Origin of the sequence: Arcicella rosea, assembly GCF_040543805.1 — a bacterium.
Taxonomy (GTDB): domain Bacteria; phylum Bacteroidota; class Bacteroidia; order Cytophagales; family Spirosomataceae; genus Arcicella; species Arcicella rosea.
Genome location: NZ_JBEUMS010000004.1, coordinates 203,100 through 218,700, shown reverse-complemented (window position 1 = coordinate 218,700; position 15,601 = coordinate 203,100). Strand labels below are relative to the sequence as shown.

Below are 15,601 nucleotides of genomic sequence, written 5' to 3'. Positions count from 1 at the left end.
ACAAGAAATATTCAGTTCAATATTTCTTATTGTTTTTTCTTACTTTGCTATTGTTGCTCATTCACAAAATAAAATCATATTTTGATTAAAAGATATTTTCAATATTTACTTGCTTCCAAAAACGAACACGCAATTCATTCGCCTTTTGTTTTTCAACTTTATACTAAAATTATTCTTGCAAAAAGTTTTCAATCTCCACATTTCAAAAGCATTGAAGCTTTGCGAAAAAGATTGCTGAAAAACGATAAAGTAATAGAAATTACAGATTTTGGAGCAGGTTCAAAGATTCATTCATCCAATTCAAGGCAAATCAAACAAATTGCTAAAAGTGCCGAAAAGCCTTCAAAATTTGGCAAATTACTTTTCAGACTTATTCAACATTTTGAACCTAAAGTAATTTTTGATTTAGGGACTTCTCTCGGAATTACCACATTGTACGAAGCTAAGGCTTTGCAAAATGCTAAAGTGATTACTTTTGAAGGTTGCCCGATAACAGCAAAAATTGCTCAAGAAAATTTTGACGAATTATCTGCCAATAATATAGAAATTGTAGTAGGAAATTTAGATGAAACATTGGCAACACAAATTGCCAAAACTGAAACGATTGACTTCGCTTTTTTTGATGCCAACCATCGTTATGAGCCAACGGTGAAGTATTTTGAAATGTGCTTAAGCAGAGCAAGCGAATCATCATTATTTATATTCGATGATATTCATTGGTCGGAAGAAATGCAGGAAGCTTGGCAATATATTAAAGCACATCCAAGCGTGATGATAACGATAGATTTATTCTTTATTGGTTTGGTTTTTTTTAGAAAAAATCAACCTAAACAACATTTTATCTTGAGATTTTAAGCAAAATCATCAAAAGAAAAAAGGCTAAGAATTTTAAATTTCTTAGCCTTTTTCATGGGATTTATTTTACAATTACACCATTAGCTACAAAACCCAAAGCTTTTTCTGGCTTTTTGATTTTGGCAATTTCTTCTTTGCTTTTGCCTGCATCTTCTGCATAATGTTTTAAATCAGCTACTGATGTGGTTTTTACTTTCGCCGTTCCGTCGATAACTACCGTTTTACCTGCGATGTCTTTTGGTACAAAAAAACCATAATCTTTGAAAGTAACACGCATCGTTTGTCCGTCGTCTAGTTTTACTTTCATCCAGCAACCTTTTACTTGGCAAACTGATTCAACAACGCCCGAAACCTTAGCCGTAATTTCTTCTTTTCCATCTGCTTTTTTCAATAATTCAGTTGTAGGAATTGCACCTTCTTCGTTTATTTCTTGTCCGAATTTACTTTGTGCATTGATTGAAAATGCAGCTACCATTAATGACAAAACCAGTACTAACTTTTTCATGTTTCCTATTTGTTTAATGAATTGTACAAATTTATTGAATAATTTAATTGAATCTCAATCACTTAAGTCTAAATCCTTTACAATAAGTTAAAAATAAACCTTCGGAATGTTCAAAAGAGTGATTATTCAAATCTAAATAAGGTTCAAATCTAAAAGTAAGCCATAAATTATCAATCAGTTTCCAGTCTTTCATAAATCTAAAGAATAACAATTTACGCTCTTTTTCTAATTGATTCGGATTTCGGTAAACTCTTCCAACCGATTGGTACAAATCTCCACCCATTTCTGAAGTATATCCACTTGATTTCCAGTAACTCAGCATCAAATTCATCACTTTTGTTTCAGCCAATAAATTCAAATAAATACCTGAACCTTCTGAAAAATATGGATTGTAGCCCGAATTTTGACGATAACCCAACCAATAATTTTGAGTTTTGATACTTTGAATAAAACCATTGGTTTTCAATTCAGCCTCTACTCCAAGCGCTACATTGGTATAAGTAACTACTTGATTGGTATCTTTTGAACTCGTTATTTGTCCGCCATGATGCAATAAAGTCAATTGAACTGGCAAAGAAAGCGTGAAATTTTTATGTTGAATCAAGCGTTTGTTCCAAGAAAAACCAGCAAAGATTTTTTCTTGAAAATCAGAACCTTTATAAATCATTTGTTGCCAATCAATCCAACTATCAAAAAAGGTTTTTGAGGTACGTTTGGTGTATTGAAGTCCAAATTCTTGGCGATTTAAGATTACTCTTTCAAAATTCATCATTGGTTCTATCAAATGATGATTCAACTGACCATCTAAATTTCCAAACAAAAACTGCGAAGAATCTTTTTGAACTTTGATAGTAAAAATTGGTTGTACACTTGTGAACTTATCATTTCCGAAATCTTTCCAAGCATAAACTCCAGCTTCAATACTTACATTAGGTGCTGGCTGATAAATAAACTTTGGAGAAAATTGATTCCCAAAAAGAGTAAATCCATCGGCAATTTTTCCGAAGTATTCATTATTTTTCAAAAAACTAAAGCTATCGAATTGAAAATAAAGCTGTTGGTTTTTGGTGGAATCGATGTGCTGGAAAGTTTCCAGATGAGTATTGTTTAACTGAGCAAAGCTATACTGAGCAGTAAACAAAAAGAGGGCTAGGTTTATTTGAAAAAATCGTCTGAACATTTGTAAGCAAAGTACTTTAAATTGCTGAAAATTTGGTAATTTCACCATTAAAAATTTTGAATTCGGGTATTGAGTTCTACTAATCAATGACAGAAAAAAACTGGCTTTGATTCCCTATTGCTAATTGTTTCTCAACAAAATTTCAATAACTCAGCTTGATTCCCCGAATTAAAACCAAAATTTAACCTAAAAATCCAACATGGCAAAACAACAAGCGGAGGCAACAAATCCTGCCAACGAAAAATTAAAAGCATTACAAACAACGCTTGAAAAATTAGACAAAGCATACGGAAAAGGTACAGTAATGCGCTTGTCGGATAGTAAAGTACTTGACGTTCCCGTGATTTCAACAGGTTCATTAGGGCTAGATTTAGCACTTGGTGTAGGTGGAGTACCTCGTGGAAGAGTCATTGAAATCTACGGACCAGAATCTTCTGGTAAAACTACTTTAACAATGCACTGCATTGCAGAAGCACAAAAAGCAGGTGGCTTGGCCGCTTTTATTGATGCTGAACATGCTTTTGATAAAGGTTATGCTGAAAAACTAGGTATCGATACTGCGAATTTATTGATTTCACAACCTGATAGTGGTGAGCAAGCTTTGGAAATTGCTGAACAATTGATTTCATCAGGTGCGATTGATATTTGTGTAATTGACTCTGTGGCGGCTCTTGTTCCAAAGGCAGAACTAGAAGGCGATATGGGCGATTCTAAAATGGGTCTTCAAGCTCGTTTGATGTCGCAGGCTTTGCGTAAATTGACAGGTGTTATTAATAGAACTGGCTGTTGCTGTATTTTTATCAACCAATTGCGTGATAAAATCGGCGTAATGTTTGGTAGTCCAGAAACAACAACGGGTGGTAATGCCTTGAAATTCTATGCTTCTGTTCGTTTGGATATTCGTAGAATTGGTCAAATTAAAGACGGAGACAACGTAATTGGTAACCGTACTCGTGTAAAAGTTGTTAAAAACAAAGTTGCTCCTCCATTCAAGGTCGTTGAATTCGACATCATGTATGGCGAAGGAATTTCTAAAGCTGGTGAAGTACTTGATTTAGCCGTTGATATGGAAGTTGTGAAAAAATCAGGTTCATGGTTTAGCTATGGTACTAACCGTTTAGGACAAGGACGTGACGGCGTAAAAGAAATGCTAAAAGATAATCCAGATTTATTAGAAGAACTTGAAAATAAAATCAAGGAGAAAATCAAAGGCGACGAAAAAGCATTACTTGATACAAGTGAGCCTAATATCGCTGATGATGGCGAATTAGAATAAATTTCATTTTTTAGCCAAAACAGTCATTGTTTTGCATTAAAAAGGAGAAAATCAGCTGATTTTCTCCTTTTTTTTATTACTTTCAATGGAAATTCTAAATCGCACTTCATTATTTAACACTAACCATTGGAATGTCTGAACACAAAAAACGCAGAAAAGTAGAAATTTGTCATAACTGCCACACAATCTTAAAACCTGAAGATAATTTTTGTCCGAATTGTGGGCAAGAAAATCATGATTTAAAAGTACCAGTTGGTCACTTAATTTTTGAAGTAGTTGAAGGCTTCACCCATCTCGACACCAAATTATATAATACCCTTCGTGCTATTTTTTTGTATCCTGGCAAAATCACGAAAGACTTTCTGGAAGGTCGCCGTGGGCGCTATGTCCCTCCTATTCGCCTTTATTTTCTGGCGTCTTTTCTTTTTTTCTTACTCTTAGGCTTTATGATTGATACTGCTATTGAAAAAGGACAAAATGGCTTTTTTGATGGTGTGGTTGATGGCGTTTCTGAATCAAAAAGTAAGGCAGAAAAAGAAAATCAAAAAAGACTAAAGAACGCTAAGAAAGCCTTGAAGGAAATAAAATCATCAAGCGATACCAATGGCTTATATAAGGCTGAATACGAGTTAAATGATGTTAAAAGTGATATTAAAGATTTAGAGAATCTGAATGAACAAACAAAAGATTTACAAAAGAAAACAAATAGCTGGATAGATTTCGTCAATATTGATGCTGATGAAATTTTGGATGAAATGAACATCCAAAATGACGATACTTTAAGAACACTAATAGAAAAGCTACCCGAACATCAACAACGACAAAGGTTAATTGCCATTCAAAAGCAAATCGTTTTAGATACTGTAAATACGGTAGAATTGAGTGATGTCAGTAACGAAATGAGTGAGTATTTTACAGAAACGATTGGTACAAAAAGCCAGTTAAAGTATGTATTAAGACTTCATTCCTTAAAAAACAATGCTTTGCTGAAAGTACAATATTTTCAGGATACTATTATTACCATAAAAGGAAGTGATGGAAGTGTCGAGAATAAAGCGTATAAACAGAGAATCTTAAAAATGTCTGATACTGAATTAGATAGTCTAATTACTCACAGAAAAAAAACTGGAAGAGCAAGTACAAATTTCATGGGTTTTCTTGCATTAGAAAGAGGTTTTTTAAGAAATGTAACACATTATGAATTAGCTTTTGAAGAAGATGCTGAAACAGCAATTCAAGAGATTACTCATTTTGGAATTGGAGTATTCTCATTGATGATGTTCATTTTAATGCCGATTGTAGCAATTCTTTTGAAGTTTCTTTATAGCAAACGTTCGCATAGTTTTTTCACTTATCCTTTTAGAATTTTGCGTTACCTATGGGATTATTTCCTTTACCTTATTCGTTTCAGAAAAACCAGAAGGTATCAATATGTTCCTAATATTTTAGAAGGACATACTCGCTATTATTATGAACATCTTATTTTTTCTATTCACATTCACAGTGTGTTATTTTTAATGATTGTTATTTTTGTAGGTGGAGGCGTATTTTTTGGATACTGGAAAGAAGCTTTAGCTGCTACCATGTTAGGTTTTATTGTTTATTTTATTGTAGCCTTGAAAGTGGTTTATCGTCAGCGATTATTCAAAACTATCTTTAAATCCTTCATTCTGTTTTTCCTTTACATCATTTCATTCTTTACAATTCTGAGTATTACAGGAGCAATTAAATTTGCCTTATCATAAAAACTAAAAGCGTTGAGATTTAAAATCTCAACGCTTTTAGTTTTTCTTTTCTCGAACCACTTGTAATTTAAATGGTGGATTATCGGAAGCATCTAGCAAAGAATTTACAACATTTTTAATTTTTGCAAAAAGACTTTTGGGTTTAGTCGTATCACCAGATGATTTGAAATCATTCATCACAAATTTGATTTTCAGCTTTCCTTTCGGGTTATCTAACATCAAATTTTTATGTTTCAAAGGCATCAATTCAATGGGATTAACATCATCTGCCAAAGAATTGCTATAAAACGAACTGATTAATAATAAAGTCAAGAGTATATTTTTTTTCATAAGATTGAAGTTGAAGAGCTGAATTGTAGAACAAAAATACGATTTGACTGCTATTATACAAGGTAATCTAACAAAAAAAGCCCGAAGAATCTTTACATTTTCTTCGGGCTTTTTCGTTATTTTTTCTAATTTTTAACTCTTACTCTGTTAAAATATTTATATAATTTCTGCATTGTTTTTTCTACTTCTTTGTCGGTTTCAAGCATGATACTGATTGTTTGTACTGCATGAATTACCGTACTGTGGTCTCTCCCACCAAAATGGTACCCAATCGATTTTAAAGGTAAATTGGTAAATTCTTTCATTAAATACATCGCAATTTGACGAGGGAAAACCGTTTCTTTCTTACGACTTTTACTTTTCAAATCCGACATATTTACATCAAAATGGCTTGTTACTGCATCTAAAATAGAATCAACCGTTACTTCTTTTTCGTTATCAACTACAATATTTTTCAAAGTAGTTCTAGCTAAATCCATATCTATTTCCTTGCGATTCAAAGAAGCATGCGCCATCAAAGACACAATTACTCCTTCCATTTCACGAACGTTGGTATCGATACTGTGTGCTAAATATTCAATTACTTTATCTTCAATATAAATACCGTCAGCTTGAAGTTTCTTCTGTAAAATCGCAATTCTTGTTTCAAAATCTGGTTGCTGTACATCTGCCGTTAAACCCCATTTAAAACGTGAAAGTAAACGATCTTGCATACCAGCCAATTCTCTTGGCGCTCTATCAGACGACATAATAATTTGCTTTCCTGATTGATGCAAGTGGTTAAAAATATGGAAGAATGATTCTTGCGTTTTTTCTTTTCCTGCTAAAAACTGCACATCATCAATAATTAAACAATCTACTTGCATATAAAAATTAGTAAATGCCTGTAGTGTATTATTTTTGATAGCGTTGATAAATTGATTACAGAATTTTTCGGAAGTAACATATAAAACAAACTTATTGGTTTGCGTATTTTTGATATAATTCCCGATTGCTTGAATCAAGTGCGTTTTTCCTAAACCTACACTTCCGTAAATCATCAATGGGTTGAATGAAGTAACACCTGGTCTTTGTGCTACCGCTAAACCCGCAGAACGCCCCAAACGGTTACAATCTCCTTCTACAAAATTATCGAAGGTGTAATGTGCGTTTAAATAAGAATCCAAATCTAAAGAATCCAAATCTTTTAATTGAAATGGACTTTCGTACAAAGTTGGTTCTGGTTTACGTTGTTGAGCTGTTACAGGAACAGATGATTTTTGGTTTGGGATATTATAAGTTATCGGTGGGTTTTTCTTATCTCCTTTATCAACTATAATTGAGTATTCTAGCATTCCATTTTTTCCTAAAGTAAAATCAATTGCTTTACGAAGTACATGGATATAGTTTTCCTCAAGCCATTCATAAAAAAATTGGCTTGGCACCTGTATAGAAAGAGTTTGATTACTTACATTCAGGGGTATGATAGGTTCAAACCAAGTTTTAAAACTTTGTTCGTTGATATCGTTATGTATAATCTCAAGGCACTTTGACCAAACTTGCCTTGCTTGAAGTTGAGATGTTGAATGCATGTTATAATCTATATTGGCGGCTCAAGAAAAGCACTTTTACTAAATATTTGATTTTCAAACGATTAGCTATTTAGCTGAAAATCTATATTTCATTTCCCCAAAAGGATGGCAAAAATAGTGAATTTTCTTGGAGAGAAAAATCAATTTCGTTTCATTCTCAATTAAAATAATTTAAAAAATAATATACCAGCATTTTTCTTGGGATAATCCAACAAGATAAGCCTATTTGGTAACTTTCCTTGTTTTTTTGTTTTGAAAAGTCTAAATTCATAAATTTGACTAACTTTGAAAAGTTAAATATTTCAGAAAATACGATTATGGCGAATCAACTTTTTAATGAATTTCATTCTCATACAAAAGAGCAATGGAAACAACAGGCCGTCAAAGAATTAAAAGGTAAAAACTTCGACGAAATGATGGTCTGGAATATTGACAAGAATATCCAGATTGAACCATACTATGCTTCTGAAGAGATTGATTTTCAATCTACAAAAAACATACAACAAGCTCAAAACCAAAGAGTTAACTCTAATTGGAACTATCGAGAAATTGTTAGATATTCATCAGAAAAAGAGACTAATTCATTGATTTTCAAACTATTAAGACAGGGTGTTGATTCTTTTCTGATTGACTTAAGCGACGTGTTACTTTCTAATGTTGAAATTAAGAAATTGTTGCACAATTTCAAACTATCTGATACACCCTTTTTTTTTAAAGTGGAAAATCAAGCTTTAGATTTGGTAAATGAGTTACAAAAGTTCGCAACTTATCAGTGGAAAGGAGGAATCATTAACGATGCCTTTGGAAGATGGATGAACACTGGAAATTGGGATAAAAACCATTGGAAAGATACTGCCGAACTTATTAGAAAAGTACAAAATTCACCTCAATTCAAAGCACTCCATTTTTCAAGCCATCACTTCCATAATGCTGGAGCAAATGTGGCTCAAGAATTAGCCTTTGTATTAGCACAAGCCATTGAAACGATTGATAAATTGAGTCAAGAAGGAATAGAAGTAAAAGACATTCTTAAAAATATTGAATTTTCTATTTCAATTGGCACCAATTATTTTGCTGAAATTGCAAAACTAAGAGCCTTAAAATTTCTCTGGAAAAAAATACTTTTGGAGGCTTATGGATTTGGTATTTCTTTGACAAATACTACTTCGTTTCATTGCCAAACGTCTTCATATTATCATTCAGCGATTACGCCACACAGCAATTTATTGAGAACTACTACCGAAGCAATGTCTGCAATCATTGGTGGTTGTGATTCTATAAGTATTCTTTCTTTCGATAAAAATGATGAAAATACAGATGATTTTGGACAACGTATCGCCAGAAATATTTCTATCATTTTAAAAGAAGAAAGCTATTTCGATAAAGTAAGCGACCCCTCGGCAGGTAGTTACTTTATCGAAAAATTGACGTTTGAAATTGCGGAAGAATCTTTAAAAATATTAGAAGAAGTAGAATCTTTAGGAGGAATAATGGAAGCCTTCAAAAAGGGTTTTATTCAAGAAAAAATAAGTGCTGAAAACATCAAAAAACAGGACGATTTACAGGCAAATAAATATATTATGGTTGGTGTAAATAAATTCAGATTAGATGAAAAACCATTCATTAAAATCCTTGAAAGTACTTCTGTAGCACATTCTGATTGGGAATTATTACCAAACTTGCGTTTATCTGAAAGTTTTGAAATGTAAAAGAGCCATGCCATGAGACCGAATATATCCAATATAAAACTAACGAAAGCAAGTAAAGAAGAAGAAAGCAAAACCTCTTCTGCTAAACAAAACTGGCGTTCACCAGAAGGAATTTCTGTAAAACCTTACTTTGCTTTTGATGATATAAAAGAAGCAGAACATCTTGGTTTTGGAGCTGGCTTATCTCCTTTTCTGAGAGGTCCTTATGCCACGATGTACACACAACAACCTTGGACAATTCGTCAATATGCTGGATTTTCTACGGCTGAAGAATCAAATGCTTTTTATCGTAAAAACTTAGCTGCTGGGCAAAAAGGATTATCTGTCGCTTTTGATTTAGCAACACATAGAGGTTATGATTCCGACCATCCAAGAGTAACTGGTGATGTTGGAAAAGCTGGAGTAGCGATTGATTCTGTTGAAGATATGAAAATACTTTTCGACCAGATTCCATTGGATGAAATGTCCGTTTCGATGACAATGAATGGCGCTGTTTTGCCCATTATGGCATTTTACATTGTTGCGGCTGAAGAACAAGGAGTATCGCCTGAAAAATTATCAGGAACAATCCAAAATGATATTTTAAAGGAATTTATGGTTCGGAATACTTATATCTATCCGCCAATTCCTTCTATGAGAATCATTGCTGATATTTTTGCTTATACAGCTGAAAATATGCCTAAATTCAATTCTATTTCTATTTCTGGTTACCACATGCAAGAGGCTGGAGCAACCGCAGATTTAGAATTAGCCTACACCTTAGCCGACGGATTAGAATATTTAAGAACAGGAATTCAAGCAGGTTTGGATATTGATAATTTTGCTCCAAGGTTATCGTTTTTCTGGGCAATTGGAATGAATCACTTCATGGAAATTGCAAAAATGCGTGCTGGAAGATTATTATGGGCGAAAATCGTTAAGAAATTTAATCCTAAAAACGATAAATCCTTGATGCTTAGAACGCATTGTCAAACTTCTGGCTGGTCGCTTACTGAACAAGATCCCTTCAATAACGTTACTCGTACTTGTATAGAAGCAATGGCAGCAACTTTAGGACATACCCAAAGTTTGCATACCAATTCTTTAGATGAAGCAATTGCTTTACCAACAGACTTTTCTGCCAGAATTGCCCGTAATACACAATTATATATTCAGCATGAAACCAATATTACCAAAGTAATTGACCCTTGGGGTGGTTCATATTATGTTGAATATTTGACGCAAGAATTAGCCAAAAAAGCTTGGAAACTTATTGAAGAAGTAGAAGAGTTGGGCGGAATGGCAAAAGCCATTGAAACTGGTTTACCAAAAATGAGAATCGAAGAAGCTGCCGCTAGAAAACAAGCTAGAATCGATTCTGGGAAAGATATTATCGTAGGTGTAAATCGTTTTAAAATTGATACAGAAACTGAATTAGAAGTAAGAGATGTTGATAATCAAGCGGTGAGACTTTCTCAAATTGAAAGATTAAATAACATTAAAGCAAGCAGAAATAAGATTGCAGTTCAAGACGCTTTAGAAAAATTGACTCTATCAGCTGAAACTGGTGAAGGTAATTTACTTCAATTGGCTGTTGAAGCAGCAAGATTAAGAGCTACTTTGGGTGAAATTTCAGATGCTTTGGAAGTAGTATTTACCAGACATAAAGCCATAATCCGCTCCATTTCAGGAGTATATTCAGCAGAAGTGACAGACGACGAAAATTTCAGAATTGCCCGAGAAATGGCAAATGAATTTGCTAATCTCGAAGGAAGACGACCAAGAATAATGGTCGCTAAAATGGGTCAGGATGGTCATGACCGTGGCGCAAAAGTAATTGCAACAAGTTTTGCCGATTTAGGTTTTGATGTAGATATTACGCCGCTTTTCCAAACGCCTGAAGAAGTAGCCAAACAAGCCGTTGAGAATGATGTGCATGTAGTGGGAGCTTCAAGTTTAGCAGCTGGACATAAAACATTAATTCCTCAATTAATTGAAGAACTTAAAAAATATGGTCGAGAAGATATTATGGTAATTGCTGGTGGAGTAATTCCTGCACAAGATTATCAATTTTTGTACGATGCAGGTGTTTCAGGTGTTTTTGGTCCGGGAACAGTAATTTCTATTGCTGCCCAGAAAATTTTAAAAGATTTGATGGAAGGTTAATAAAATTATGAGTTATGAATTTTAAATTATTATATTTCAGCTTAAAACTTATAGAGTATAAAAAACATTTAAAATTCATAACAATTAATCATCCTCCCACCTTTTTAGCTTTATAAGCTGCTGTAATTAAGAAAGTTAAAATTTTCTCTCTAAAATCTCCTTGAATTAAAATCTCTCCATCTTTAGCTGAACCGCCACAACCACAAAGATTTTTTAGTTTTTTCGACAAAATTTCTAAATCATCGTTGCTACCAACAAAGCCAGAAATAAGCGTCACTTGCTTTCCAGCACGAGCTTTTTTATCTAATTGAACTTTCAAGTTCTGTTTGTTGGGTTCTAATGTTGTTACTTCTCCATCATTTTCAAAAGCATAATCAAAATCTGGATTGGTAGAGTAAACTACTCCTAATGGTATTTTTTTATTTTTAGACATAACCAATTACTTTTAAAGCTTTGGGTTTCAAGGTAATTTTCAAAACATTCGTTGATAATTGTAAAGGTTCTCCATCGTAATGTATCAATAAATCTTCTTCAGCTTTCAAAATAAATGCTGTATCAGATGCTGTTTCGATATACCTTGAATTTGGTAACGTTCCTCTAAACAAACGAACTCCAATAATCGGAGCAGCACCAAATGGAAAAGGCTTCAATACTACCATCTCGATTAAACCATCATCGATTTTTGACTTTGGCGAAATCATAGCATTATTACCATATTGCGTAGCATTGGCAAAAGTAATAGAAAACGCATTTTTGATTTCAACACTTTGTTGAGATTCAAGATGATACGATTCTGGTTTGTAAGTTCTGAATGATTTTAAAGACATTTTTGCATAAGTCTTCAAGCCTCTTGAATCTTGCTGAGCAAATTCATTGGCTACAAAAGCATCAAACCCTACTCCTGCTGTACAAAAAAATGGAATCTCATTCAAAAAACAGACATCTATAGATGATACATTAGAAGAAAGTGCAAACTGAATGGCTTTATCAATTTTTAAAGGAATTTTCAGATGTCTGGCCAAACCATTTCCTGAACCAATCGGAACAATTCCTAAGGCTGTTTCTGAACCTACTAAACCACGTGCTACTTCATTTACTGTTCCGTCTCCGCCAACTGCAATAATTTTAACAATACCTTCTCTAACTGCTTGTTGGGCAATCTCTGTGGCATGTCCACTATATTCCGTAAAAAACAATTTAGCATTTGCTTGTTTTCCGACCAGACTAGTAATTTTATTTTTTTGTGCGGGTGTAGTAGTTCCCGACTTAGGATTCATCACAAACCAAACCATATCAGCTAAAAAAGATAAACATCAATATTATCATAATTACGAACGACAAGTACATCATTCCGTCAACTAAATAATAATCTTTGTATTTTTCGTAAAACTCTTTGAATTTCATAAGCAGCAAACTCTTCATCAAGAGTATTTAAACATATTCTTATATTTGGATAAGAATTAAATATATATTCAAATTTACATAAAAATTAAGGGATGAAAAAATTACTCTTGCTTTCATTAACATTCTTCTCATTGAATGTGTTCGCTCAAACGGGCAAAGACAGACAAATAATTCTGAATATTTTGGATACTCAGACCAAAGCATGGAACAGCGGCGACGTTGAAAAGTTCATGAATGGCTATTGGGTTTCAGATTCACTGATGTACATTGGCAAAAGTGGCGTAAAATATGGTTACCAAGGAACTTTGGACAGTTATCGGAAAAACTATCCAGACAAAGACACAATGGGCACTTTGAAATTTGATATTATCAAAGTCAATTTCATTGCCAAAGATGCTTGCTTTGTTGTTGGCAAATGGCATTTAACTCGTCCTGAAAAAGGAGATATTGGCGGGCATTATACTTTACTTTGGCGAAAAATAAAAGGACAATGGGTAATTGTAGCTGATCATTCATCATAATAACGCTGTAAGCAATAAGCTTAAAAGATAGATACTATTAAGATGGTTTTTAGTATCTATTTTTATTCGTGATTACCTATTGATTAACAGAACATTTAATATTCGGAAGGATTTGTCGTAATTTTGTAGCTATTAAAGTCAAATCACAAAGATTAATTATACAATGATTCAACTCGGAACTGTTTACCGTCATAAGTTTTCTTTCACACAAGAAGATGTAATTTTATTTGCAAAAGTATCTGGAGATAATAACCCTCTTCATCTTGATGCTGAATTTGCAGCAACTACTGCATTTAAGCGTCCGATTATTCACGGAGCATTGGCTTCAAGTGTTTTTTCTAAAATTATGGGAACAGAATTTCCAGGTTTCGGAAGTGTTTATCTAAAACAGGTTTCAGACTATAAACGCCCAATGTTTGTGAATAATGAATATGAAGCAGTATTTACTGTAACATCAATCAATGCTGATAAACATACTGCCGAAATTTCAACTGAGATTTTTGATGTTCAAACTGGGAAGAAAACTACTGAAGGTTCAGCTACGATAATGAACAAAGAAGAGTTTTAGTCTAAAAAATAAAAAGGCTCAAAATACTTTGAGCCTTTTTATAAAATCTTAACTATTTAGCATTATTTCGCTGCATTGTTTTTTATCTCTTGAACTTCTGTACGGATTTCTTGAGCTAAAGTTTTCAATTCTTGCATACCACCTCTAACTCGAGTACCAGCAGCTTGATTGCCTTTGTCATAAAATTTCTCGAAATCTCCTTCTAAGGACAAAATTAAGTCCTTCACTTCTGCAAATCTGTTCATAATAGAAACTGGATTTAAGTTGATAATTGGTTGAAAAAGCCTTTAATAGCGTTGAGACGCATTTTTTGTGTCCGAAATATAGCTATTTTATTACATCTTACAAATCCAAGCAACAAATTTTAAGCGAAATAAGTCAAAAACCTATATAAATTATGCTAATTCTGCTTGCTGAGCTAAAAATTCTTCAGCAATTCTGCGATAAGTACCGTCTTGTAAGCGTTGCTGTACTTTTTCGAAACAATCTAAGGTATAAGCTACATCTTCCAAAGTATGTGAAGCTGTAGGAATAATTCTCAACATAATTTGTCCTTTAGGAACAACTGGATATGTTACGATTGAGCAAAATACACCCATATTTTCACGCATATCACGTACAAGTGCAGTAACGTGCGAAAGTTCATAATCACCATGTAAGAAGATTGGCGTTACTGGTGAAGTAGTTTCACCAACATCAAATCCTTTTGCTTTAAATCCTGTTTGGATAGCTCTTACATTTTCCCATAATTTCTCACGTAATTCTGGGTGTTTTTTGATTAATTCCAAACGTTTCATTCCACCTACAACAAAAGGCATTGGTAATGCTTTTGCATAAATTTGTGAACGCATGTTATATTTCAAGAACATTACGATTTCTTTGCTTGCTGCAATAAAAGCACCAATTGATGCCATTGATTTTGCAAAAGTAGAGAAGTATAAATCTATTCCATCAATACAATTCAATTCTTCATGTACTCCACGACCGTTTGGTCCCATAGTTCCAAATCCGTGTGCATCATCCACTAAAATTCTGAAATTGAAATCTTCTTTCATTTTCACAATTTCATCTAAAGAACCTACTTTACCAGACATTCCGAAAACACCTTCGGTAATTACTAAAATACCTCCGCCTGTTTCAGCAACTTTTTTGGTAGCTCTTTCTAAATTTTTACGCAAAGAATCCATGTCGTTGTGATTAAACTTATAATAATCACCCATTTTAGCTTTGTGTAAACGAATACCATCAATCAAACATGCGTGAGCTTCAGCGTCATAAACAATAATATCGTTACGGTCGCAAATACACTCAATTACTGACATTACTCCTTGGTAACCAAAGTTCAATAAAAAGGCATCTTCTTTTCCAACAAATTCAGCTAATTGAGCTTCAAATTCTTCATGTAAATCTGAATTACCTGACATCATTCTAGCTCCCATCGGATAAGCCAAACCATAATCTTGAGTCCCTTTATTATCAGCTTCACGCACTTCAGGATGATTCGCTAAACCTAGGTAATTGTTTAATGACCAGTTTAACATTTCTTTACCCATGAAGGTCATTCTTGGCCCTAACTCTCCTGTTAATTTAGGAAAAGTAAAGTAGTGATGAGAATAATGAGCATGGGCACCGATAGGTCCCAGACCTTTGCTGACTTTATCGAAAATATCCACTTTTTTTTGTGTTTAATGATTAAAACTAAATATGTCTTCAAGGAAAACTAAAAACATTTTCTTTGAATTCAATTACAAAATATTTCGCTGTCTAAATAATATTATATATTTCAAGAGAA

15 protein-coding genes are annotated in these 15,601 nt (G+C 33.4%); 7 read left to right on the top strand and 8 right to left on the bottom strand.

Going from position 1 to position 15,601, the window contains the following annotated elements; all coding sequences use genetic code 11:
- The first annotated feature begins 81 nt into the window (after positions 1 to 81).
- Positions 82 to 855, top strand: coding sequence for an O-methyltransferase (locus ABID42_RS07195; RefSeq protein ID WP_367283053.1), 774 nt, complete (start codon positions 82 to 84; stop codon positions 853 to 855).
- A gap of 61 nt (positions 856 to 916) precedes the next feature.
- Here ABID42_RS07195 and ABID42_RS07190 read toward each other — a convergent pair whose 3' ends face one another.
- Complete coding sequence (locus ABID42_RS07190; RefSeq protein WP_367283052.1) at positions 917 to 1,360, bottom strand: DUF4920 domain-containing protein; 444 nt, start codon at positions 1,358 to 1,360, stop codon at positions 917 to 919.
- Positions 1,361 to 1,418: 58 nt separating this feature from the next.
- Entirely contained in the window at positions 1,419 to 2,588 is a 1,170-nt protein-coding gene (locus ABID42_RS07185) for a lipid A deacylase (protein ID WP_367283051.1), read from the bottom strand.
- Between the two features lie 151 nt (positions 2,589 to 2,739).
- On the opposite strand from ABID42_RS07185, the gene recA reads away from it, so the two are divergent.
- Positions 2,740 to 3,816, top strand: a complete 1,077-nt coding sequence (gene recA, locus ABID42_RS07180; protein ID WP_323689690.1) for a recombinase RecA — start codon at positions 2,740 to 2,742, stop codon at positions 3,814 to 3,816.
- Positions 3,817 to 3,947: 131 nt separating this feature from the next.
- On the top strand, positions 3,948 to 5,561 hold the full coding sequence (locus ABID42_RS07175) for a DUF3667 domain-containing protein (RefSeq protein WP_367283050.1): 1,614 nt from the start codon (positions 3,948 to 3,950) through the stop codon (positions 5,559 to 5,561).
- Positions 5,562 to 5,597: 36 nt separating this feature from the next.
- On the opposite strand, the gene ABID42_RS07170 is transcribed toward ABID42_RS07175, so the two are convergent.
- Together ABID42_RS07170 and dnaA are read right to left on the bottom strand one after the other, a co-directional pair.
- A complete protein-coding gene (locus ABID42_RS07170) occupies positions 5,598 to 5,891 on the bottom strand; it encodes a hypothetical protein (protein WP_323689692.1) in 294 nt (97 codons plus the stop codon).
- A gap of 125 nt (positions 5,892 to 6,016) precedes the next feature.
- Positions 6,017 to 7,462 carry a chromosomal replication initiator protein DnaA gene (dnaA, locus tag ABID42_RS07165; RefSeq protein ID WP_323689693.1) on the bottom strand — a complete coding sequence of 482 codons (1,446 nt, stop codon included), beginning with the start codon at positions 7,460 to 7,462 and terminating at the stop codon, positions 6,017 to 6,019.
- A gap of 317 nt (positions 7,463 to 7,779) precedes the next feature.
- Here dnaA and ABID42_RS07160 point away from each other — a divergent pair, with 317 nt between their 5' ends.
- Together ABID42_RS07160 and scpA are read left to right on the top strand one after the other, a co-directional pair.
- Positions 7,780 to 9,171 carry a methylmalonyl-CoA mutase family protein gene (locus tag ABID42_RS07160; protein WP_367283049.1) on the top strand — a complete coding sequence of 464 codons (1,392 nt, stop codon included), beginning with the start codon at positions 7,780 to 7,782 and terminating at the stop codon, positions 9,169 to 9,171.
- 12 nt (positions 9,172 to 9,183) lie between these two features.
- Entirely contained in the window at positions 9,184 to 11,316 is a 2,133-nt protein-coding gene (gene scpA, locus ABID42_RS07155; protein ID WP_367283048.1) for a methylmalonyl-CoA mutase, read from the top strand.
- An 88-nt stretch (positions 11,317 to 11,404) separates the two neighbouring features.
- Here scpA and ABID42_RS07150 read toward each other — a convergent pair whose 3' ends face one another.
- Both ABID42_RS07150 and ABID42_RS07145 read right to left on the bottom strand, forming a co-directional pair.
- Positions 11,405 to 11,749, bottom strand: a complete 345-nt coding sequence (locus ABID42_RS07150; protein ID WP_367283047.1) for a translation initiation factor — start codon at positions 11,747 to 11,749, stop codon at positions 11,405 to 11,407.
- Positions 11,742 to 12,593: a diacylglycerol/lipid kinase family protein gene (locus tag ABID42_RS07145; protein ID WP_367283046.1), complete on the bottom strand. Its 852-nt coding sequence runs from the start codon at positions 12,591 to 12,593 to the stop codon at positions 11,742 to 11,744. The genes ABID42_RS07150 and ABID42_RS07145 overlap by 8 nt, the downstream gene beginning before the upstream one ends.
- A gap of 219 nt (positions 12,594 to 12,812) precedes the next feature.
- Here ABID42_RS07145 and ABID42_RS07140 point away from each other — a divergent pair, with 219 nt between their 5' ends.
- Positions 12,813 to 13,241: a YybH family protein gene (locus ABID42_RS07140; protein WP_367283045.1), complete on the top strand. Its 429-nt coding sequence runs from the start codon at positions 12,813 to 12,815 to the stop codon at positions 13,239 to 13,241.
- A gap of 163 nt (positions 13,242 to 13,404) precedes the next feature.
- Complete coding sequence (locus ABID42_RS07135) at positions 13,405 to 13,809, top strand: MaoC family dehydratase (protein WP_323689699.1); 405 nt, start codon at positions 13,405 to 13,407, stop codon at positions 13,807 to 13,809.
- A gap of 62 nt (positions 13,810 to 13,871) precedes the next feature.
- Here the strand turns inward: ABID42_RS07135 and ABID42_RS07130 are convergent, their stop codons facing one another.
- Together ABID42_RS07130 and ABID42_RS07125 are read right to left on the bottom strand one after the other, a co-directional pair.
- A complete protein-coding gene (locus tag ABID42_RS07130) occupies positions 13,872 to 14,054 on the bottom strand; it encodes a BF3379 family histone-like protein (protein WP_184137647.1) in 183 nt (60 codons plus the stop codon).
- A gap of 150 nt (positions 14,055 to 14,204) precedes the next feature.
- Positions 14,205 to 15,482 carry an aminotransferase class I/II-fold pyridoxal phosphate-dependent enzyme gene (locus ABID42_RS07125; RefSeq protein WP_323689700.1) on the bottom strand — a complete coding sequence of 426 codons (1,278 nt, stop codon included), beginning with the start codon at positions 15,480 to 15,482 and terminating at the stop codon, positions 14,205 to 14,207.
- Between the last annotated feature and the right edge of the window lie 119 nt (positions 15,483 to 15,601).

Bases quoted from the DNA above. Each gene is read 5' to 3' on its own strand.
- dnaA (WP_323689693.1), bottom strand. From the start codon at position 7,462: ATGCATTCAACATCTCAACTTCAAGCAAGGCAAGTTTGGTCAAAGTGC.
- ABID42_RS07150 (WP_367283047.1), bottom strand. From the start codon at position 11,749: ATGTCTAAAAATAAAAAAATACCATTAGGAGTAGTTTACTCTACCAAT.
- ABID42_RS07140 (WP_367283045.1), top strand. From the start codon at position 12,813: ATGAAAAAATTACTCTTGCTTTCATTAACATTCTTCTCATTGAATGTG.
- ABID42_RS07170 (WP_323689692.1), bottom strand. From the start codon at position 5,891: ATGAAAAAAAATATACTCTTGACTTTATTATTAATCAGTTCGTTTTAT.
- ABID42_RS07160 (WP_367283049.1), top strand. From the start codon at position 7,780: ATGGCGAATCAACTTTTTAATGAATTTCATTCTCATACAAAAGAGCAA.
- ABID42_RS07145 (WP_367283046.1), bottom strand. From the start codon at position 12,593: ATGAATCCTAAGTCGGGAACTACTACACCCGCACAAAAAAATAAAATT.
- recA (WP_323689690.1), top strand. From the start codon at position 2,740: ATGGCAAAACAACAAGCGGAGGCAACAAATCCTGCCAACGAAAAATTA.
- ABID42_RS07175 (WP_367283050.1), top strand. From the start codon at position 3,948: ATGTCTGAACACAAAAAACGCAGAAAAGTAGAAATTTGTCATAACTGC.
- scpA (WP_367283048.1), top strand. From the start codon at position 9,184: ATGAGACCGAATATATCCAATATAAAACTAACGAAAGCAAGTAAAGAA.
- ABID42_RS07130 (WP_184137647.1), bottom strand. From the start codon at position 14,054: ATGAACAGATTTGCAGAAGTGAAGGACTTAATTTTGTCCTTAGAAGGA.
- ABID42_RS07190 (WP_367283052.1), bottom strand. From the start codon at position 1,360: ATGAAAAAGTTAGTACTGGTTTTGTCATTAATGGTAGCTGCATTTTCA.
- ABID42_RS07185 (WP_367283051.1), bottom strand. From the start codon at position 2,588: ATGGTGAAATTACCAAATTTTCAGCAATTTAAAGTACTTTGCTTACAA.
- ABID42_RS07135 (WP_323689699.1), top strand. From the start codon at position 13,405: ATGATTCAACTCGGAACTGTTTACCGTCATAAGTTTTCTTTCACACAA.